A 21,041-nucleotide genomic window follows, 5' to 3' on the forward strand; every position below is an offset into this window, starting at 1 on the left:
TTAAATTTCCTTATAAATCGTTAATCCAAGGTCTGGAAATGAATCATAACAGAATTGCCATCTTGGAATACTCGTTCTAATAAAACGAATTTCTACATTAGGATGACTTAATAAATTAAACGCAACAGAACTGAAGAACGTGTAAATAATCACCTTTTTATTTGCTAAATTCTTAAATACGTAATCTTCAAAAATGAGTTCTGATTCAACATAATGTACCCCATCCACTCGGTAATCTTCTGCTGGATGAGGGAAATAATAGTCAAAAGCAATCTGATCTTTTAATTTTTTTATTAATGAGATATTTTCCTCTTTTGTATTTAACAATGGTTGTCCGATAAAAAATGAGACTTCGCCATCTATCTCACAATCTATCTGATTATCCCATAAAGATATTGCTTCAATATTGGAAACAATATTTTTGTAATTAGGATAAACCGTATAATGTTTTTTTATTTTATTAAATAATTTATTTACACTATATTTATCGCCAATAAAGGCTTTAATCAGTTTATATTTAAATGTATCAGGTTCTCTCAATAAATTAGGATGTGGGAAAATATTATCTGAGCCATCATCAAAGGTATAAAGCTCTTTAAATGAAACATGACTAAGATAAGTTTGTAGCCATAATGAATTAAGATTGGCGAGAAAAACCTTATCAAAACCTTTGTGTGTAATTTTATTCTTAAGCTGGCGCATTAATTTTAGGGAATCGAAACCTTTTAGATCTTTTCCCGTATCAATATTGATCGAATCATTACAAACTTCTGCTAATTTACTCGCATACAAGGTTCTTTTTTTATCCCATACACCACCAAACATGACGCCAAAGAATTGCTCGTTAGGATGTAATTCAATGATTTTTCTCGCAATTAATACTTGCAATGGTGTGCAACAAAGAATGAGATTCATAGGGTTTTACTCACTTTAGATGTCATAAAATAAAGAATAGGAATAATGGAAAGCGAACCAATAATTCCAGCATAAGGGATATATTTAATTTCTGTAAAAGCTAAAGCTACAAGGCTTGCCACATAAATAACTGTAGATAAAACCGAACATTGGGAAATAAGTTTATTTTTTCCATAATAGAAAAGATAATTAACTAAAATCAAATAAGGAATACTTAATGTGGTCGAAATTAAAAATAAAATAAAATAATATTTCGTTCCTACAAATTGGCTACCTAAAATCCAAACTAGCACATCTTCAGGAATAATCCACATGACTAAAGCAGGAATAGGTATCAGCAAAAAGGAAAATAACGCCCATTTATGTAACTGTTGAATCACTAATTTTTTTTGTTTTAAGGCTTCATAAAAATAGGGAATGATCGCTTTATTAAGTGCTTGAATAGCAATTGAAACGACCAAAGCAAGTTGAGCGCCCATTGCATAAAGCCCTAAATCTGTTTCACTGAATTTGTGATAAATAAAAATACGGTCTAACTGTCCTTTTAAGAAAAAGCTCGCATGATGCAAAATGAGCGGCAATCCAAATCCTAAAATATAAAATAATGCAGATTGATAATGCTTAAATTGATATTTTTTAGATGTCGTACTCTTTCTGTAAAGAAAATAAGAAAAAAACCAGACGACTAAATTACTCAATAAAATGGCCAAAATTCTTTTTTCAACAAGATCATTTTGATAATACTCGAGCAATGCGATGGTAAACACCGCACCAGTGACTGTGAGTGAAAATTGAATAAACGCATAGGACCAAGCCTTTTTCTGGCATTGTCTTACACTTAACTGAACATTTAAAAAAGATTGGAAAATTGAGGAAAGTGCGGCATAAAATAATATTTCAGACTGAGCAATCCAACAACCAATTAAAATAATACTGCCAATTATCGTGGTATAAGCATAGCCGGTATTCACCACTAAATTTAATGAACGTTTTCCGTAAAAATAAAAATAACGGGAAATTGCGCCTTCTTGGGTTAAAGAAACCACAATCAAAAATAAACTTAAAAAAGTTTGATAATAAGAAAGTAAGCCATACCCTTCTACGCCCAATTTACGCGATAAATAAGGCAAAAGTAAAAAAGGAACTAACTTTGACGATAATTCCCCAACAAGGTAAATGACACTGTCTTTAAAAACTTTCATAAATATAACCGCACTTTTGATGAATTCGAGCGTTTGTTTATCAAAAAATAAGGAGGCTTATTTTAACAAAATCAACATAGACAAGCTATGACTAATCATTATAATGAAACCGCTCTATATCAAGGATCTTATCTATGTTAGAACTAGGAAAACTTCTTACCGCTCTTATCGCACCGCCTCTCAATACCTTTGTATTACTGATTATTGCAGCGATTCTTTATCGTGTTCATTTCAAAAAATTAGCCAAATTTATTGCGCTTATCAGTTTCACTTGGCTTTATGTCATGAGTACGCCTTTTACTGGTTTATTGCTAACAGATAATGACGACATTCCAGCCCTTACCCTAGATGACTATAAACAAGCTCAAGCCATCGTCATATTAGGCGGTGGATCTTACCCAACCAAAGAACTGTATGCAGAAACGGCTTCTGGCGCACCGCAACTAGAACGTTTACGTTATGCGGCATTTTTACAAAAAGAAACGGGCTTACCTGTTTTAACCACAGGCTATTCTTTGGTAGGCATTTCTGAAGGTGACTTAATGGCGAAAGAACTTAACCAATTCTTTAATGTGCCAACACAATGGATCGAAAATAAAGCCCGTAATACGGAAGAAAATGCCAGTTTCACTAAAAATATTTTAGTTAAAGATCATATTCAAAAAATTATTTTAGTAACAAATCAATGGCATATGAAACGAGCCAAATACCTTTTTGAAAAACAAGGATTTAATGTACTTCCGGCTGCAGCGGCAAGCTATGGCAGCAAAGGAAATCTATCTGCAAAATCTTTTGTTCCTGACTTAGGTGCGTTAAATAGCAATATGGTTTTATTAAAAGAGTGGATTGGTTATTGGAAAGCCCATTACGCACAATAATTTGCTTATAAAAACGAATCTTCTTTGATGAAAATCACAGCTTGCACATATATTTTCGGTTACCATAAAAATCACTCAATTTGATGTAGAGAATAAGTTATGAACGGAATCGAATTACGCATTAAAGGCAAAGTGCAAGGTGTGGGATTTCGCCCTTTTGTGTGGTTATTAGCAAATGAATATGGCCTAAAGGGCGATGTAAATAATGATGGGCAAGGAGTATTAATTCGATTTGTAAATCCAGAAAAAGATGCGCTTACACATTTTTTAAAAGATTTACAGGAAAAACTACCGCCTTTAGCACTGATCACAGATATTCAACAATGTGAAAAACACTGGGAAAATCTACCGCACTTTGCTGAATTTGTAATCCGAGAAAGCGAAAACAATGCGATGGACACACAAATTGTGCCTGATGCCGCCACTTGTCCTGCTTGCGTAGAGGATTTATTCAATCCTGAAAATCGTCGTTATCACTATCCTTTCACTAATTGCACCCATTGCGGGCCTCGTTTTACAATCATCAAAAAAATTCCTTATGATCGTAAAAATACATCGATGTCGGATTTTCCTTTCTGCCCAGATTGTGAACATGAATATAAAAGTCCAGCAGATCGCCGATTTCATGCCCAACCTAATGCCTGCCCAGTTTGCGGCCCGCATATTTGGTTACAAGATAGCGAACATCAACTTGCAACACATCAAACAGCCTTAAAACAAACTGCACTTTTGCTAAAAGAAGGAAAAATTTTAGCAATCAAAGGGATTGGCGGTTTTCATTTGGCTTGTGATGCACAGAATTTCGATGTGGTTCAATTACTGCGAGATCGTAAACATCGTCCAAGCAAACCTCTTGCCGTAATGGTGCCAAGTTTAGATTTTTTACAAAATTTAACAGAAACCGAAATCAAATTACTCACTAGCACAGCTGCACCAATCGTTTTGTTACAAAAAAATAAGGTGTCCAGTCTCGCAGAAAATATCGCCCCGAATCTAAATGAAATTGGGGTGATGTTACCGAGTAATCCATTACAGCATTTGCTTTTACGTGAAATCAATCAACCGCTCGTCATGACATCTGCCAATCCTAGTGGTGAGCCACCTGTTTTAGATAACGAAAGTGCGGTGAAAAAATTAAATAATTTGGCAGATTTCTATCTTTGCCATAATCGCGATATTTTGCAACGCGCTGATGATAGCTTAGTGAGAGCCTCTTTTGATGGCGTGGAAACGCTACGCCGAGCACGTGGCTATGTTCCTGATGAAATTCTATTGAAAACAGAAAATACAAAAAATATCTTAGCGTTGGGTTCTGATCTTAAAAATACATTTTGCCTATTAAAACAAAATAAAGGCGTTGTTAGCCAACATATTGGTGATGCCGCCAATGAGCTTGTGCAACAACAATTAGAAAATAATATCGACTTATTTTGTCAAATTTATCAATTCAAACCGGATTTAATTGCGGTGGATGCTCACTCAGGTTATTTTTCATCAAAAACGGGGAAAAACCTCGCACAAAAATTATCGGTACCCTATGCGGAAGTGTTACATCATCACTCACATATTGCTGCCGTATTGGCAGAACATCATTGTCATGAAAAAGTCATTGGTCTTGCTTTAGATGGAATTGGAATGGGGGATAACGGGCAACTTTGGGGCGGTGAATGTTTATTAGTGGATGGCGAACAATCTCAACATTTAGGTGGATTGCCTGCCGTTGCTTTGCCTGGTGGCGATCTTGCGGCAACTCAACCTTGGCGTAATTGGCTTGCTCATCTGCAAAAATTTGTACCCAATTGGCGTGAAATTGCGGCTAAAACTTGTTCCGAATTGCCTTGGGAAATTCTTTCCAATGCCATTGAACGTAATCTTAATTCTCCGCTCATTTCATCGGCTGGGCGACTATTTGATGCGGTAGCTTATGGGTTAGCTATTGTGGGTGACAAACTCTCTTGGGAGGGCGAGGCTGCTTGTTATTTAGAAGCACTAGCCACAAAATCTGACTTTATCAAAGATGAAAAAAGTACGCTCAATATTCAGGTTAAAATGCCAATCAAAAATAATCAATTGGATTTATCCACATTTTGGCAAAGTTGGCTAGATTACGATGATTCCAAAGAAAACAAAGCATTTATTTTCCATTATGCGCTGGCAAAAGGTTTTGCTGAATTAGCTCGTCAGCAAGCCAAACGCCACAATTGCAAAACCATTGTGCTTTCAGGCGGTGTAATGCATAACCAATTATTACGTCGTTTGTTGAAACAAGCGCTTGTGGAATTTAATGTATTAAGCGCACATCAATATCCAATGGGAGATGGCGGATTAAGTCTAGGGCAAGCGATGATCGCATCAAGATTGTCTGGCTAATGCCAAATTCATTTAAGCAGATGTTGCTTATTAACATATAAAAAAACGATCGCAAGTTAAGCGATCGTTTTTTATGAATGAAAGCAATTACAATCGAGTAATTTCGCCTAAATCGCCCCCATCCTTCAAAAATCCATAGAAAAATTCTACCGCACTTTTTACAGCTTCACTCATCGGAAAACCAAAGGAAACAAGATCGGGCTGGATACCAATAAAAATAACCTCGGGAATATCTTCTTCTAATTGCTCGATTAAAAAATTAAGTGGCAAATTATGCGTGCTGACGAAGAACATTTCGGCGATAAGCTCTTTGTCGATAATACGAATTTTGCCAACGGGCAGTTCCATTTCTGTTGCATCAAAGATAATTAAACGCTTTGGTTTCATGGCACGGATCTGATGCACAAGATTTTCTGGTGCTGAACCGCCATCAAGTGCGGTCCAATTTGGCAACGGATTTTCACTACAAAGTTGAGCAAGATAAGGGCCTGCGCCGTCATCGCCCATCATTGTGTTACCAACAGTTAGAATTACATTTTCATTCATCACGACGTTTCACCATAATATACATCACAGGTTCACGCTGGATGGAAGCAAGCGTATCCATTAAAATATCTACCCATTTTTGATGTTCAGGCGAAAAATTGGATCTATTTTCATCTAGTGCCTTAGCCAATAAATTCACATGACTTGAATCAATCACTATTTCACCAAATTTCATTAAGCCCGCAAACTTACGTTTTGCATCTCCTTCTGGGAAGCTATCTACAAAACGTTGGTAATCGGCATAATCACAAATTAGCAATTTTTTAAAGCAGTCAATCACACCAACGTGGTGACCAATCGCAAGGGAATAATACATTACTTGCTTGGCCTGCTCTGGGACTTGCTCATCGTTTTCAACAAAACGCTCATTGAGTAAATAGAAAAAAACTTGGGTTGTCATGGTACGTCCTATAAAACTTGTAAAGTAATTTCTTCGCTAATCAATACTGCCAAATCTCCCCTTACCCCTCTTTGCTAAAGAGGGAGATTCTTCTTTAGCAATACAGTATCTTCTCTCTCATTTTAATTTTCTGTTATTAATGCAGAAAACTAGATTAAAATTGACCGCTCTTATTCCTCTCTTTGCTAAAGAGAGGATTCTTTTTTAGCAAGAAAGTATCTTTTCTCTCATTTTAATTTTCTGTTGTTAATACAGAAAACTAGATTGAAATCGACCGCTCTTATTCCCCTCTTTAGCAAAGAGGGGTAAGGGGAGATTTGGCAGAAATCAAAACGGAGCTATTAGTTTATTGAGCAATCGTTAGACTATCCCGAAAACGGCATACTAATTGCATGTAATCGGTTTACGATTTCACTCAAACGAGGATCCGCTTCACGTTCCAAAAATTCGCCAAGGCGAACACCAAATGGAACCTGATCTTTTTCAGACATCATACTCATAAATTGATTAGCGATGTCTCCACCTTGTCGATACCCCGCCAAGCGACGTGCTTCACGTTCTAATTCCACGCGTAAATCTAATGGAATATTTGGGAAACGTAATTTAGCCTCTGCATTAGGATCGGCAATTTCTTGTTTACCTTTGAGTTTTTGATCAAGTAAACCAAGTGCCATTGCAAAACCATAAATAGTCGCCGCTGGAGTTGGAGGACAACCGGGAATATACACATCAATTGGTACAATTTGATCGCTACCGCCCCACACGCAGTACAAGTCATGGAAAATACCGCCACCACAACCGCACGCTCCATAAGAAATACAGATTTTTGGATCGGGTGCAGCTTGATAAGCACGCATTGCAGGTGTACGCATTGCACGAGTTACCGCACCAGTAAATAATAAAATATCCGCATGGCGAGGTGATGCAACAACCTTAATCCCAAAACGTTCTGCGTCAAAGGTTGGTGTAATGGTACTAAAAATTTCAATTTCACAACCATTACAACCGCCACAGTCAACACGGTAAACATAAGCGGAACGTTGAATATTTTTCAACAAAGTTTGTTTCATTTTCGCAATGTTTTCATCCACACTAAATGGCGTTGAAATACCATTCACGGGCATTGGGATTTGTGTGTTCATCTTGCAATCTCCCTAACGTGATCAAATAACGCCAATTTCACGCGCATATTGGATTCCATATCGGCGGTTTTTTCCAAACTGTTTTGGCGTTTACAGGTTGGGCAAGTGTTGAGCACCGCTAATTTATGTTTTACCAGTTCATCGTTATCCAACGTTTGTTTGAATAAATCCACGGCATAATTGAGTTCTTTATGAGAAACAAAAGGTTGACCACATTGATGACAAATCGTGGTAGTGAAGGTTGTTTCTTGATAAAGATCCTGTTTATTGCTGACTGATAATTCAAAATCTTGGCTTAAACGAATCGCTTTTGTTGGGCAAACTTCTTCACAACGGCCACAGAAAATGCAGCGTCCTAAAAATAATGACCAAGTTCGTTCGCCTGTTTCAGGATCAGTACGCATGGTAAGCGCATTAGCTGGACATGCCATTGTACAGGCTGCACAAACAATACATTGATCAGAGTTCAGTTCTGGTTTACCACGGAAATCAGGATCAACTTCATAGGGTTTAAACGGATATTTAGTGGTAACATCCCCCGCATTTAATACGGTTTTAAGTAATTTAAACATTGTGCGCCCCCTATTTTAATGGTGAATTTTTACGTTCAATGCCGTAGCGTTCGATTTCTTTGTAAGAAACCGTTTGAGCTTTGCGTTTACGTACATCCACCACTGTCACACGGTCAGTACAAGAATAGCAAGGGTCAAGGCTACCAATGATAAGTGGCGCATCTGATACCGTATTGCCACGCAACATATAACGTAAAGTTGGCCAGTTTGCATAAGTCGCTGCACGACAACGCCAGCGATATAATTTTTGGTTATCGCCAAGCATTGACCAGTGAATATCTTCACCACGCGGCGCTTCCGTGATACCTAAAGCAAAACGTCCAGGGGTGTAATTAAAACCTTCAGTGATAATCGCACCAGTTGGCAAGTTATCTACCATATAATCAATGATATTCATGGATTCAAACACTTCATTTACCCGCACTTTCACACGAGAAATGACATCGCAACCGTCTTCAGTGAAAACATTGAATGGCACATCGCCATAACCTGAGAATGGGTGAACTTTACGCACATCACGGGTAAAACCAGAGGCACGAATCATTGGGCCAACCGGGCTAAAGTCACGAGCGATATCTTTTGCCAAGACACCAACACCTACCGTACGTTGTTCCATATTCGGTGTATTTAATAAAATATCGGTTAAGGTTTTGAGTTCTTCACGCATTTCACCGATAAGCTTGATACATTGCTCACGCTGATGTTTCAACATATCACGACGCACGCCACCGATTAAGTTGATACCATAGGTTTTACGTGCACCAGTAAGCACTTCCGCAAGAGTCATCGATTTTTCACGAACTCGGAAGAATTGCATAAAGCCAGTATCAAAACCAGTAAAGTGGCTAGATAAACCTAAGTTCAATAAATGACTGTGCAAGCGTTCAACTTCCAACAAAATTGCACGAATCCATTGTGCACGTTCAGGAATTTGAATACCTAACGCATTTTCGACTGAGTTAGCATAAGCAACGCTATGGGTGAAACCGCAGATACCGCACACACGGTCAGCCAAGAAATTGACTTGATCGTAATCCATTCGGGTTTCTGCCAATTTTTCCATACCACGGTGTACGTAGAATAAACGGTAGTCCGCATCAATAATATCTTCCCCATCCACGAATAAACGGAAGTGTCCTGGCTCATCGGAAGTGATATGTAACGGACCGAGTGGAACGATACGAGCCTCGCCTTTTTCGTTAATAAATTCGTATGTTTCTGTCGCGGTTGTTGGATCTGGACGCAAACGGTAATCCATCGAATCTTTACGTAATGGGTAAAGATCATCTGGCCAGTCATCTGGTAACACTAAACGACGTTGATCGGGAAGACCGACGGCTTTTAAACCGTACATATCGAATAATTCACGTTCGCCCCACACCGCTGCTTTGACTTTCGGTGTTACGGAAGGAAATTCGAGTGTGACTGGATCTACGAGTGCTTTAATCGTCACAAAAGTTTTGACGACACCTTCCATAGAAAGCACGTAATAAACAGCATAATGACCATGAATTGAACGTTCATCGTTACCAAAAACTAATGGCAACCAGCCTTCATGTTGATAGTAAAGATATTCCACCACATCAGGTAACATATTCGTTTTCACTGTTAAAGTTACTTGATTCGGTGTAGACCACTCCTCATCTAAAATTGTATTCGGAAATTTTGCATTAACGGCTTCAATATAATTTTTGCCGAGCATTTTTACCGGATCGACCGATGTATTTTTACTTAATTCCATTTTTTCCCCCAGTTGTCGATCATTTCGCTAAACTTTGCCAAGGTAAAACTAGCATATCGCCAAAGGACACATGTTCAGATCCAAGCACAATTCCTACCGCACTTTTTAGTAACTGCAAGATTGGCTCTGCAATATGGATACCCATTACAAACATTAACAACAATAGTATGGCCATTGCCGCCAAAGAGACTTTACTGACTTCGCCTGCTTCCACGTTATCAGGTTGTTTGCCAAGTACTGTTTTTAATAGCATTAAAGCAAGCCCTGCAAGCACGATGGTAAGTAAAATTAAGCATAAAATAACTAACCAAGTTTTACCTGCTGTAATCCCTGCGACTACAACACTAAATTCACTCACAAATACGTTAAATGGAGGGATACCGCCCAATGCCAACGCACCACCTGCGAAAAGCACCGCACTCACTGGTGCAACACGCCATAATCCACGCACTTGATTCATATCACGGGTTTTATATTTCAATAGAATATTACCCGATGCACAGAATAATAAAGTTTTCGCAAGACTGTGGTTGATAGTGTGAAGTAAACCTGCAAATACCCCAATTGGGCCACCAAGACCGAAAGCAAAGCTGATTAAGCCCATATTTTCGATACTTGAGTAAGCAAGCATACGTTTAATATCAAATTGCACGATGATAAATAACGCCGCCACAAGCACTGAAAGTAAACCAAAGATCAACATTAAAGTTTGTGGAAACTCTGCGCCAACCGCTTTTGAAACTAATGTGTAGTAACGCAACACCACAAGCATTGCACAGTTTAATAACACCGCTGATAAAATTGCACTCACAGGGCTTGGTGCTTCACTGTGTGCGTCTGATAACCAAGTATGCATTGGAAATAGACCGCACTTCGTGCCGAAACCAATCAATACGAAAGCGAATGCGATATACATCAACATTGGGTTTAAACCAGTGGCTTGTTGATTCACGGCTGACCAGAAAATCGCTTGGCTTGGATCAGTAAGCACGCCATTTGCATTCGCAAAGGTTAAAAGTGTGCCGTATAAACCGAAAGCGACGCCCACAGAACAGATGATGATGTATTTCCACGCGGCTTCAAGGGATGTTTTTTGTTTGTAAGTACCGACCAAAAACGCAGAGCTTAATGTTGTTGCTTCAATTGCAACCCACATTAAAATTAAGTTATTGGTGATAACTGACACAATCATCGTAAAGAAGAATAAGTGTAAGAAACCGTGGTAATGTGCATAGGTTTTAAAATCAATATGCCCTTCTTCCAATTCAGTGTTCATATAACCGATGGAATACACACCAGCAAGCGAACCCACGACAGCAATTAAGCCTAAGAAAATGGCAGAAAGACTATCAACATACACCCAGTTGTTAAATGCACTGATACTGCCTTTTTCCAACACGCCAGAAATGACCTGTACAGAAAAGAACAACATCAAAATTAACCCGGTAATATGGAATGCGGTACAAACTGTCCGATTTTTTGTTCCGCGTAGTGCAAAGCTTTCAAAAGCGATGACTAAAGGTGCGACTAATAACGCAATTATCCATTGTTCATACATAGCGTTACCCCTTCAAACTCATAAGTTGTTTAGCATCAACAGTGTTGAAAGTGCGGTAAATTTTATTCACCAACACCACCATAATGATGACCGCAAAAATCGCATCGGTGGCAATGCCGATTTCAACTAATTCTGGCGCATTGTTGGCAAGTAAAGCCAACGTTAAATGCGCACCGTTTTCCATTAAACAATAACCGAAAACTTGTTTAACAATATTGCGTTGGCTCACAATACACACTAAACCTAAAAGGAAGTGGCTAAGTGATACTGACAACGCTGGTTTTAAATGTTCAACTAACGGTAAGTTCACTGGAATGACAACAAAGTAACATAAGCAAACGATGATAGATGTGATCGGGATCAACCAAGCTACATTCATTCCTGCAGGAGTTTGACTTTCGTCAATTTTTCGTAAAGAAAAGATTAAAATCCCTGGCACTAATAATACTTTCGTGATGAATGCACTAATGGACCACATATAAAGTTCGTGAGCTTGCATTTCAAATGCCAAATAAACGAATAACACCACCAATACAAGAGACTGTAAGCCATAGCATAACGCGGATTTTTTTGCGGTTTTTGCCATAATGACACAAAGCGATGTAATGATGAGTAAACTCGCTAATACATTGATCATTAACATAATTCTCTCCTTAACCCGCAAGGCCTAACCAATAGGCAGCGATAAAGCTAGAACACACAGACATCACCATTAAAATCACTAAAACAAATGTCATAGAGAATGGCAATGGTTGCGCATTTTGCACGTCTTCAGATGGTTTACCGATAACGCATTGACCAAATTTATAAAGCAACCAAACAAATGTTGCCGTAGATTCAATCAACGCAATCACCATTAACCAAGTTACCCATGAATATTCTTGTCCAAGGTCGAAACCAGCGGCAAATAATGGGAATTTGCTGAAGAAACCATTAAACGGCGGCACACCAGCAATAGCCAATGCAGCAATACCAAATCCTGTACCAACAACAGGCATGGTGCGCATAATCCCTTGTAAACGAGGCATTGAACGTGTACCTGTGGCATAGCTCAATGAACCTGCAACCAAGAAGAATAAGCTTTTCGCAAAGGCGTGGTTAAAGATATAAGCAATCGCTGCAACAAAAGCTAATTTAGAACCTAATGCTGCAAGAGAAAGCCCGATGAAAATGTAAGAAAGTTGAGTGATAGTTGAATACGCAAGTAAGCGTTTTAAATCTGCTTGTGGCAAGTACATTAAGAAACCATAAATTAATGTAATCATTGCCATAACAATTCCCACTTCACCCACAATGTGAGGAATTTCACCAGCAGACATCACGGAACGCGCGAAAATATAGACGCCCACTTTTACCATTGATGCCGCGTGCAAATACGCACTGACGGGTGTTGGCGCTTCCATCGCATTTGGTAACCAAATTTGCATTGGAAGTTGTGCTGATTTACCCCATGCAGCAAACATCACGCCAAATAACACGATAGTTTTCGCTTCTGGCGCAAGATGTTCTAACGCCGTGATAGAGAATGTGCCGGATTGGCTAAATAAATAAGCCGCAGCAAGATATAAACCTAATGAACCTATGTGAGTGATAATCAACGCTTTCATCGCTGCCGCCATTGCTTTTTGGCTTTGATAATAGCTGATTAATGCCCAAGAACATCCCCCTGTGATTTCAAAGAAAAGCAACTGACCCGCTAAAGTTGATGAATACACCAAACCCGCCATTGCACCAATGAAAATCAATAAGAAAGCATAAAAACGAGGTAATCCGTTATGCGGATGTTCGCGGTTTTTATCGGTTAAATAACCACAAGAATATAAGCAAATTAAGAAACCTAAACCCACAACGGCAAAGGCAATTAAAGTGCTCACTGCATCTAAGGTCACGCCGAAGATTGCGGTATCACCAAATTTGACTAAATCATAGGTGACAGATTGTGCGCCATTTGCATACCACTGCCCAGCCACAGCAAGTGTGCCAAGGGTAGCAAGTGCGGCAAAAATTGTGGCGATTTTTGGGAAAGATTGTTTGTTCAACCCCACAATAAACGCACCGACAAACGGCAAAATGATTGTAATTAGTGCTAAACGTTCCATATTTCCTCCTTACAATCCTGTGAAGTAAAACACAAACGCCAACACTGAAATGCCGAAACCGACCACAGTTAAACGTCCTGTTAGCATAAAACGGGTACGAGCCAATGTGTTTTCAAACACACATGCGGCGATAAATACCACGAGCAATTTCACAAAGAAAGAAACGATACCTAAAATGACCGCACTTACTGTGAACTCTTGTGCTGCACCGAATGGGAAAAGCACGCTCACAAAGATAGAGGCAACCACCATTGATTTTAAACTCAAACCGACTTTCAATAAGGCGAAAGACGGGCCTGAATATTCAGTAAGTGGGCCTTCTTGAAGTTCTTGTTCTGCTTCAGCTAAGTCAAATGGAATTTTTCCCATTTCAATAAAGATCGCAAAAGCCGCGGCAACTAAGGCAATCACTGTTGCAACAGGATATTGCCAAGGTTGGCTAGAAAGTGCGGTGCTAATAACGGCAAAATTTGTAGAACCTGCAATTAAAGCAATCACAATGAATGCCAACATTAAGATGGGTTCAACAAGTACGCCTAATGTCACTTCACGGCTTGCACCTAAACTTGAGAAAGTACTGTTCGAATCTAAACCCGCAATTGAGAAGAAAAAGCGGAACAACGCAAACAAATAAATAACGGTGATTAAATCACTGCCTGCCCCAAACGGTGAGTGATGAGTAAACATAGGTAAACTCATCGCAACCACCATAACTGTGCTAATTAACACATAAGGCATAACACGAGATACCCAACCCGCATTATCTGGCCAAATATTTTGACGCGTCATTAATTTGGCAATATCGCGATAATCTTGTAACAAGCCCGGGCCTCGACGAGATTGAATACGAGCCCGAATCATCCGTGAAATGCCTGAAAAGAGCGGTGCTAAAGCGAGAAGAATTAACGCTTGCACAATGGCTAAAAGGAACATTCCAGCGGAAGTGGAAATTTCTGAAGGTAATGAAATCATAATTTCCTCCTACATCAACGCAATGGAAAGTAATAACACAACCAAGGCAATCACGAAGTACACGCAATAAACGCGGAAGTCGCCTTGTTGTAGCCATTGAATTTTACGACCTAACCATGGGATAAAATGCGCAATCGGCATTGTTACTTTTTCTTCCCAAAATGGTTCTGTTTTGGTCGCACCTGAAATTAATGCATTGATACCTTTTGCACCAGCAGGCGCAGGATCAAGCACTTGACGCAAGGTATAAAGTGGTTTGAAGATAATACGAAGCGGACGAGTAAAACTACCCGCAGATGCTGCCATATCCATTTCGTAAGCATAACCACAAGCCCAAGGATTGCCTTTTGCACGATCTGCCATACGATTGCTTTTGGTGTAAGCGTAATACATAAACGGCAACACAAAGAATGCGATCAACATAATGCTCACCATTGGTGTAGAAAGCGCCGTATTCGGTGTATTGCTTGCTACCACAACACCATTTTCTGCTAAATTAAGCATGTCATTATGAGAAAGTGCGGTTGCAATATTGGCAATAATTGGTGTCACGACAGAAGCGCCCACACCTAAAAGTACGCAGAATAATGCCAAGATTGCCATTGCAATTACCATTGGTTTTGGCACTTCGCGTGCATGTGCTGCTTTTTCGCTGCGTGGTGCACCACCAAAGCTAATACCATACACTTTCACGAAACAAAGTGCGGCAAGTGCACCAGTTAAAGCAAGCATAATGATTGCAACAGGGCCTGCAATGCGTAATACCACATCATTGTGTTGGCTTAGGCTGAATAAAGATTGATAAGTAAACCATTCACTCACAAAACCATTAAATGGTGGTAATGCAGAAATTGCCATAGTACCAATCAAGAAACAGAAAGCAGTAAATGGCATTAATTTGCCAAGTCCACCCATTAAATCCATATCTTTTGAATGTAAACGGTACATCACAGAACCAGCACCCAAGAACAATAAGCCTTTGAATACTGCATGGTTAAGTAAGTGATATAAACCACCTAGTAAACCGACAATAGCAAGTACAGGATTATGGATTGCCATACCAATCATACCGACACCAACACCCATCATAATAATGCCAATGTTTTCTACGGTGTGATACGCCAAAAGTTTTTTGATGTCATGTTCTGCTAAGGCATAAAGTACGCCAAGCACAGAAGAAACTGCGCCAAAAGCAAGCACAATCACACCAAACCACATATTGTGTGCGCCAAGTAGATCAATACCCACTTTAATAATCCCGAAGATACCGATTTTAACCATCACACCAGACATCATTGCAGAAGCATGAGAAGGTGCAGCTGGGTGAGCTTTTGGTAACCAGCTATGCAATGGAATCATCCCTGCTTTTGCGCCGAAACCAAGAAATGCCAAAATAAATACCGTAAAGGCTAAAGGCATTGAAAGCTCGGTGTGGCGGAAGGCTTCAAATTCAAAGCTACCTGCGTAGCAATAGAAAATAAAGAAAGCGATCATAATCAACACAGAACCAGCGTGAGCAATGAAGAAATACAATAAGCCCGCATTGGTTGCGTTGTCGTCTTGTTCGGTCAGTACTAAGAAGTAAGATGCCAAAGACATCATTTCAAAGAATACTAAAAAGTAGAAAGCGTTATCGCTGGTGACCAAAGCAACCATTGAGGCGATAAACAAATTCATAAAGAAACCCATCGTGCCAGCGCCTTTGCCAATGTATTCTTTCACATAGGAAAAGGAATAAAGTGCGGTGATAATAACCATTAAAGAAATTACACACACCATAAATGCAGCTAATCCGTCGATGCGGATTGAAAATTGGGCGAAGTCGAAAGGGGTTGAAAACACATCAACGACCGTATCGTTGCTGATAAGCACGGGAATGCAGGCAACAATGCCTAACAAGCCACCAAGTACACCGGTCACGCCGGATATATTGATTGAAAGTTGTTCATTTTTTCGCACAGCGAGAGAAATAAACGCACCAACGACATAAATCAACAAGGACGTGATGAGTAAACTGATTGAAGAACTCATAATTTCACTCCATTGATTAACGAGTAAACAAACAATAAACTTTTATCTTGGCACGACAGGAGAACCCATCATTGCCATTTCGCGTTTTTTGCGATTTGCTTGTTCGATACTCTCATCACTAATTAAGAATAAAGTTTTTGTTGGGCAAGTTTGCATACAAGCAGGACCTTCTTCACGGAAATAGCAAAGGTCGCATTTCACCGCAATGGCTTTTACACCAGGTTCCCATGCAAGCATATTGTGAACATCGGTATTATTCGGTGCAGTGCGAATATCACGTTTTACCGCATCAGTGAAAGAAAAACTGTCATAATGGTTTGGTGCATCTAATGGTGCGCTACCATGCTGTGTAATCGCCCCAAATGGACAAGCGATAGCACAAAGTTTACAGCCAATGCATAAACTTTCATTGAGTTGAATGGTATCATTATCATGCTTTATCGCGTGCACAGGACATACTGTAGCACAAGGTGAATCATCACAATGACGACATAAGATCGGCACAGTAATATCGTCGTTGCGCATTACTTGTAACCGCGGAAAGGATTGTAATCCAAAAGCTTTGTGTACTTCGCTGCAAGCAGCCATACAGGTATTGCATCCAATGCAATCTTTCGGATCACCTATAACAAAACGGTTCATATTTTCCCCCCAAATTATAATAGATAGAAACAGAAAGTAAGTGGAGGGCATTACACCCAAACGTCCAATAACCACTCTAGAAATAAGGATACTCCTTCAGAGTTACCCAGACTAGAGTAAAACGATTGTTTTATTGACTGAGATCATAAATTTTTTTATTTTTATCGAAGGGAAATTTTCGTATTGAGATTGACTCTCAATTCAATTTGTTAAGATTGTAAGTGATTGAAACTATTAGACTAATTATTGAAAAATAATTGCTAATGTAATGTTAAAATCCTGTTGGTATTTTCTCATTTTGCACAGAAGTGCGGTAGATTTTCCGCAAGTTTTGGAGCCTGCTTTGAAGTGAATTTCCATCATAAAAATCCTCTTTTCTAAATGAGAATAAATAAAAAAGACATAAAAAAACACCGCACTTTGCGGTGTTTTTCATTATGTTTTTGCTATCAGCTGATTACCATTGGTAACCTACGCCAGCTGCAACGCCAGTTTTACCTTGAGTATTTGCCGTACCAGATAAACGGATAATAATCTTACCGTTATCAGAGATACGAGACATACCTACTGCAAGACCATTTTGCCCCTGATAGTTACCAGCTGCAATACCAACTAAGCTCTTACCTGGTGTATAAGCTTGCGGAATTGTCGCCGCCGCTAATGCACTTGCAGTACCTGCATCTCCACGTTTACCAACGTTATTGATCTTGTTATCTAAGTCACCAAGTTTATGACCAATACCTGCTGCTACAGCATGTAACTGGCTACCGTTAATCGCATCAGTAGAAGTTGATGAAATTTCACCTGGAGCCACACCATTTACCTTAACAGGATTATTGCCGTTTTTATCACTGAATTTAATACCATTTCCATTGTTATTTTGAATTTTTGGACCATCGGCACCGAGTTGAACGCTATTAAAGTTTACATCGTCTTTTGTCTTATAAACAACTTCTCCACCTTTGCGATGCTCAACATCCATATTTTTACCCGCTGACATAGTAACTGTACTACCAGTTTTCATCATTTCACCGTTAGCTAATGTGTCACTTGATGAATTAGTGCCTTCAGTTTTACCTGCTTTTAATGTAAATCCAACATGACTTAATTGACTAGAAAGATTTTTAGCAGTTACTAGACCTTCGCTTTCAGTTTGTAAAACTTCACCACTTTCCTTTACAGTGATATTTGATTTCTCAATAGAAGAAGTACTTGGTAACACTGCGTAGAGCTTGCCCTCACTATTCACTTTAATGGTTGAACCGTCCACATTCACATTGTATTTAACAGTGGTCTCTTTACCATCTTGAGCTGTCTCTACGCTAACGGTCGTACCTATTCCTTTTGCGAATACTACATTATCATTAGGTTTAACAAGGTCTTTTTCGGTCTTAGTGCCGTTATCTTCGCTAATTTTCCAACCGCTATTTGACAATGCATTATTCACTGTGGTGTTTACAGCATCTCCAGTCAGCATTTTCTTACTTAATGTATCTGCTATCGCATAAAGTTGAGAACCGTTGATAGCATCGGTAGAAGTACCACTAATTTCACCCGCAGCGACGTTTTGGATACGTCTTTCTTTACTGCTCGCACCAACAGAAACAGCCCCCACGGAAGTACTACCTGCAAATCCTGAATACTCAACACCATTTACATTAGCGGTATTGACGGTTCCTGTTGCACCCGCGGTTGTTGTTTTACCATCCGTGCCATCGGTGTTTTTCGCTTTAAGTGCACCTGTAGTATTGGCACGTCCTGCAGTAATTGCAGTATCCTTACCTAATGCCACAGAGTTATCGGCTGTTGTGACCACATTGGATCCCAAAATAAAGGTATGATTGGTAATGATTGGTTTATCTGCTGATCCATTATTATTACCAAATGCATAAGTGCCTGTGGTATTAGATTTGTCGGTGCCGATATAGTTTGGATCGCCAAATGCACCAGAATGAGTGGCTGTCACTACGTTTTTATAACCTACAGCAATGGTTTGTGTACCACCAGCGAGATTTTCTGTACCAATTGCAATACTGTCTTCACCTTTCGCATTAGCACCTTTACCCATAGCGATGGTTCTATCCGCACCAAGTTTTACATCAGATCCGATGCCGATGGTGTCTTTTACAGAAGTCGCCACATCAGTTTGACCCTTAGTTGGTTGGTCAGCATGGTGTTCTGGATTCACATTATCATAATTAAAACCAAGTAAAATATTACGTTCAGCTAAATTATCTTTAGTTCCTTTTAATGCATGATAATTTCCAAACATTAAAGTATCTGTTGCATATTCAGTAATATTTTTTACACCCATGATCATACCACGTGTTACATCTTTTAAGTTGTTTTCATAACCAGATACACTTAAAAATGCATTCATATTTTTACTTCTAAAATTATCAGCTAATTTTTCAACTTCACTACTCTTATTATTAATGCTTGCTAAGTCGTCTTCAGTTACTTCTTCTGTTGTTTTTATTCTATTACCTACACCAAATACTGTTGAAAATAAAGTTTGATTTACTTCATTATCAGATCCTATTACACCTACAGAACCAGCACGATTAGTTTTTGAATATGTCATTAAATTATTTTGAAGATCTTTTATACTATGATTGCCATTCATTCCACTCACATTAAGATATTCATTCATATTAAGTATTGAACGATTAATTTCATTTCCTGTACCCCAAATTAATGCGCCATTACTATGTCTAATTTTATTAGCCGTACCAACAATACTATTAGCAATACCAGAATATTGTAATACTTCACCATTTTCTGATGGAAGATTTTCCATTGAGTTTAAAGAACCTAATATAGTTGAACCCATTCCTTGTGCATTAGAAGCTGCTAATGTGCCATTAAGCAATGCGGTAAAACCACCACCTATTTGTTTGATAGAACTTAATGAGTTATAAGCACCAATTACCGCAGAGAAGTGAGAGCGGTTAATAGAATTGTCACCTACTGTGGTTGCACCAACATTATTCACTCCTTGTAATTTATTATTCACATCACTTAAATTATATTCACCAATTGCACCATTATAATCTTGGTTACCAATTTGAACAGAACCTGTTCTCGCTATAGATTTAGTACCAATAGAAATACCCTCTGCTACTTTATTTCTTCCAAATTTTACTAATTTAAACCGCGTTGAAGTATCACCAAACAAACTTGTTTTAGCACCATTACCTATTGCAATACCATCAGTAGAATAACTATTATGACTATCAGCATTAGTATAAGCATCTCGACCAATTGCTATAGAATTTTCATATCTTGTTGTTGCATTTGTTCCTATTGCAAGTGAATTATCTTTTTCAGTTTGTGCTTTCCTTCCTAATGCAATACTCATTACACCATCAGCTGTTGAATTAGAACCTATAGCAATAGCTCTATCTTTTACAACTCTTGCTTTATCAGCACCATCGCCTGTACCTATAGCTATACCATGATCAACATTAACATCACCTGTAGAAATAGTGGTACCATCCCCCCTTAATCCATTTCCCATTACTTTAGCTGCTTCTACCGTATCGATACCCCCCGCACATATTGCGGTTAAAAGTAAAGCTTTTCCAATATGATTTTTAGTTTTGCCACGTCCTTTGGCTAGTTCCGATGTCACAACGCTTGCATTGGTCAAGCGATTAAATACAATTTTGTAGATTTTATTCATAAATATATTTCCCCTAGCTATGTTAAAAATGATTTCTAACCCTTATTTATTTTAAGGCTAATAAGGGACAGAAGTATATAATTTGAGTAATAAAACGCAATTTTAAAAGACTATCTTTACAAATAATTTACATTTAATAAACTTCACAAAAAAAGCAAACGATTGCTTTATTGCATAATAAAAAATAAGGTTTATCCCGATAAAAGTGCGGTGATTTTTAGGCGCGTTTTTATTGAGAAAAAGCAAATGTGCTTATCAAAAAACAAAGGCCGCAAAGTGCGGCCAATT

The 21,041-nt window shown here is 38.7% G+C and carries 16 protein-coding genes; 2 read left to right on the forward strand and 14 right to left on the reverse strand.

Annotated features, from left to right (window positions below; translation table 11 throughout):
• Nucleotides 1-915, reverse strand: coding sequence for a lipooligosaccharide biosynthesis sialyltransferase LsgB (gene lsgB / locus DV415_RS05985; RefSeq protein ID WP_118790427.1), 915 nt, complete (start codon nt 913-915; stop codon nt 1-3).
• Nucleotides 912-2,117: a lipooligosaccharide flippase LsgA gene (lsgA, locus tag DV415_RS05990; protein ID WP_118790426.1), complete on the reverse strand. Its 1,206-nt coding sequence runs from the start codon at nt 2,115-2,117 to the stop codon at nt 912-914. Before lsgA ends, lsgB begins: the two co-directional genes overlap by 4 nt.
• A gap of 134 nt (nt 2,118-2,251) precedes the next feature.
• Between lsgA and DV415_RS05995 the strand changes: the two genes are divergently transcribed.
• Together DV415_RS05995 and hypF are read left to right on the forward strand one after the other, a co-directional pair.
• Nucleotides 2,252-2,995 (forward strand): YdcF family protein, encoded by a 744-nt coding sequence (locus DV415_RS05995; protein WP_118790425.1) that lies wholly within the window; start codon nt 2,252-2,254, stop codon nt 2,993-2,995.
• A 99-nt stretch (nt 2,996-3,094) separates the two neighbouring features.
• The gene (gene hypF / locus DV415_RS06000) at nt 3,095-5,365 is read left to right on the forward strand and encodes a carbamoyltransferase HypF (RefSeq protein WP_118790424.1); all 2,271 of its coding nucleotides are present in this window, start codon (nt 3,095-3,097) and stop codon (nt 5,363-5,365) included.
• Nucleotides 5,366-5,452: 87 nt separating this feature from the next.
• Here the strand turns inward: hypF and hycI are convergent, their stop codons facing one another.
• From hycI to DV415_RS06060, 12 genes are all read right to left on the reverse strand, one after another.
• Nucleotides 5,453-5,911 (reverse strand): hydrogenase maturation peptidase HycI, encoded by a 459-nt coding sequence (hycI, locus tag DV415_RS06005; RefSeq protein ID WP_005626092.1) that lies wholly within the window; start codon nt 5,909-5,911, stop codon nt 5,453-5,455.
• Nucleotides 5,904-6,311, reverse strand: a complete 408-nt coding sequence (locus DV415_RS06010; RefSeq protein ID WP_118790423.1) for a formate hydrogenlyase maturation HycH family protein — start codon at nt 6,309-6,311, stop codon at nt 5,904-5,906. The genes hycI and DV415_RS06010 overlap by 8 nt, the downstream gene beginning before the upstream one ends.
• A 365-nt stretch (nt 6,312-6,676) precedes the next feature.
• Nucleotides 6,677-7,453, reverse strand: a complete 777-nt coding sequence (locus tag DV415_RS06015; protein WP_005626090.1) for an NADH-quinone oxidoreductase subunit B family protein — start codon at nt 7,451-7,453, stop codon at nt 6,677-6,679.
• Nucleotides 7,450-8,025, reverse strand: a complete 576-nt coding sequence (locus tag DV415_RS06020; protein ID WP_005626087.1) for a formate hydrogenlyase complex iron-sulfur subunit — start codon at nt 8,023-8,025, stop codon at nt 7,450-7,452. The genes DV415_RS06015 and DV415_RS06020 overlap by 4 nt, the downstream gene beginning before the upstream one ends.
• A gap of 10 nt (nt 8,026-8,035) precedes the next feature.
• Nucleotides 8,036-9,766, reverse strand: a complete 1,731-nt coding sequence (locus DV415_RS06025; protein WP_118790422.1) for a hydrogenase large subunit — start codon at nt 9,764-9,766, stop codon at nt 8,036-8,038.
• Nucleotides 9,767-9,785: 19 nt separating this feature from the next.
• Nucleotides 9,786-11,324, reverse strand: a complete 1,539-nt coding sequence (locus DV415_RS06030; protein WP_118790421.1) for a hydrogenase 4 subunit F — start codon at nt 11,322-11,324, stop codon at nt 9,786-9,788.
• 4 nt (nt 11,325-11,328) lie between these two features.
• Nucleotides 11,329-11,967: a hydrogenase 4 membrane subunit gene (gene hyfE, locus DV415_RS06035; protein WP_005626080.1), complete on the reverse strand. Its 639-nt coding sequence runs from the start codon at nt 11,965-11,967 to the stop codon at nt 11,329-11,331.
• A gap of 10 nt (nt 11,968-11,977) precedes the next feature.
• The gene (locus DV415_RS06040) at nt 11,978-13,423 is read right to left on the reverse strand and encodes a hydrogenase 4 subunit D (protein ID WP_118782240.1); all 1,446 of its coding nucleotides are present in this window, start codon (nt 13,421-13,423) and stop codon (nt 11,978-11,980) included.
• Nucleotides 13,424-13,432: 9 nt separating this feature from the next.
• Nucleotides 13,433-14,395, reverse strand: coding sequence for a respiratory chain complex I subunit 1 family protein (locus tag DV415_RS06045; protein ID WP_005631964.1), 963 nt, complete (start codon nt 14,393-14,395; stop codon nt 13,433-13,435).
• Nucleotides 14,396-14,404: 9 nt separating this feature from the next.
• The gene (gene hyfB, locus DV415_RS06050; protein ID WP_118794442.1) at nt 14,405-16,426 is read right to left on the reverse strand and encodes a hydrogenase 4 subunit B; all 2,022 of its coding nucleotides are present in this window, start codon (nt 16,424-16,426) and stop codon (nt 14,405-14,407) included.
• A gap of 42 nt (nt 16,427-16,468) precedes the next feature.
• Nucleotides 16,469-17,068 (reverse strand): 4Fe-4S dicluster domain-containing protein, encoded by a 600-nt coding sequence (locus DV415_RS06055; protein ID WP_046938549.1) that lies wholly within the window; start codon nt 17,066-17,068, stop codon nt 16,469-16,471.
• Between the two features lie 457 nt (nt 17,069-17,525).
• Nucleotides 17,526-20,753: a YadA-like family protein gene (locus DV415_RS06060; RefSeq protein ID WP_118790419.1), complete on the reverse strand. Its 3,228-nt coding sequence runs from the start codon at nt 20,751-20,753 to the stop codon at nt 17,526-17,528.
• Between the last annotated feature and the right edge of the window lie 288 nt (nt 20,754-21,041).

It is taken from the genome of Haemophilus haemolyticus, from assembly GCF_003490595.1.
Lineage (GTDB): Bacteria > Pseudomonadota > Gammaproteobacteria > Enterobacterales > Pasteurellaceae > Haemophilus > Haemophilus haemolyticus_L.

Excerpts from the sequence above, each read along its gene's own strand:
- DV415_RS05995 (WP_118790425.1), top strand. The coding sequence starts at position 2,252 with ATGTTAGAACTAGGAAAACTTCTTACCGCTCTTATCGCACCGCCTCTC.
- hycI (WP_005626092.1), bottom strand. The coding sequence starts at position 5,911 with ATGAATGAAAATGTAATTCTAACTGTTGGTAACACAATGATGGGCGAT.
- DV415_RS06010 (WP_118790423.1), bottom strand. The coding sequence starts at position 6,311 with ATGACAACCCAAGTTTTTTTCTATTTACTCAATGAGCGTTTTGTTGAA.
- lsgB (WP_118790427.1), bottom strand. The coding sequence starts at position 915 with ATGAATCTCATTCTTTGTTGCACACCATTGCAAGTATTAATTGCGAGA.
- hyfE (WP_005626080.1), bottom strand. The coding sequence starts at position 11,967 with ATGTTAATGATCAATGTATTAGCGAGTTTACTCATCATTACATCGCTT.
- DV415_RS06060 (WP_118790419.1), bottom strand. The coding sequence starts at position 20,753 with ATGAATAAAATCTACAAAATTGTATTTAATCGCTTGACCAATGCAAGC.
- DV415_RS06040 (WP_118782240.1), bottom strand. The coding sequence starts at position 13,423 with ATGGAACGTTTAGCACTAATTACAATCATTTTGCCGTTTGTCGGTGCG.
- DV415_RS06015 (WP_005626090.1), bottom strand. The coding sequence starts at position 7,453 with ATGAACACACAAATCCCAATGCCCGTGAATGGTATTTCAACGCCATTT.
- lsgA (WP_118790426.1), bottom strand. The coding sequence starts at position 2,117 with ATGAAAGTTTTTAAAGACAGTGTCATTTACCTTGTTGGGGAATTATCG.
- DV415_RS06025 (WP_118790422.1), bottom strand. The coding sequence starts at position 9,766 with ATGGAATTAAGTAAAAATACATCGGTCGATCCGGTAAAAATGCTCGGC.
- DV415_RS06020 (WP_005626087.1), bottom strand. The coding sequence starts at position 8,025 with ATGTTTAAATTACTTAAAACCGTATTAAATGCGGGGGATGTTACCACT.
- DV415_RS06055 (WP_046938549.1), bottom strand. The coding sequence starts at position 17,068 with ATGAACCGTTTTGTTATAGGTGATCCGAAAGATTGCATTGGATGCAAT.
- hyfB (WP_118794442.1), bottom strand. The coding sequence starts at position 16,426 with ATGAGTTCTTCAATCAGTTTACTCATCACGTCCTTGTTGATTTATGTC.
- DV415_RS06030 (WP_118790421.1), bottom strand. The coding sequence starts at position 11,324 with ATGTATGAACAATGGATAATTGCGTTATTAGTCGCACCTTTAGTCATC.
- DV415_RS06045 (WP_005631964.1), bottom strand. The coding sequence starts at position 14,395 with ATGATTTCATTACCTTCAGAAATTTCCACTTCCGCTGGAATGTTCCTT.
- hypF (WP_118790424.1), top strand. The coding sequence starts at position 3,095 with ATGAACGGAATCGAATTACGCATTAAAGGCAAAGTGCAAGGTGTGGGA.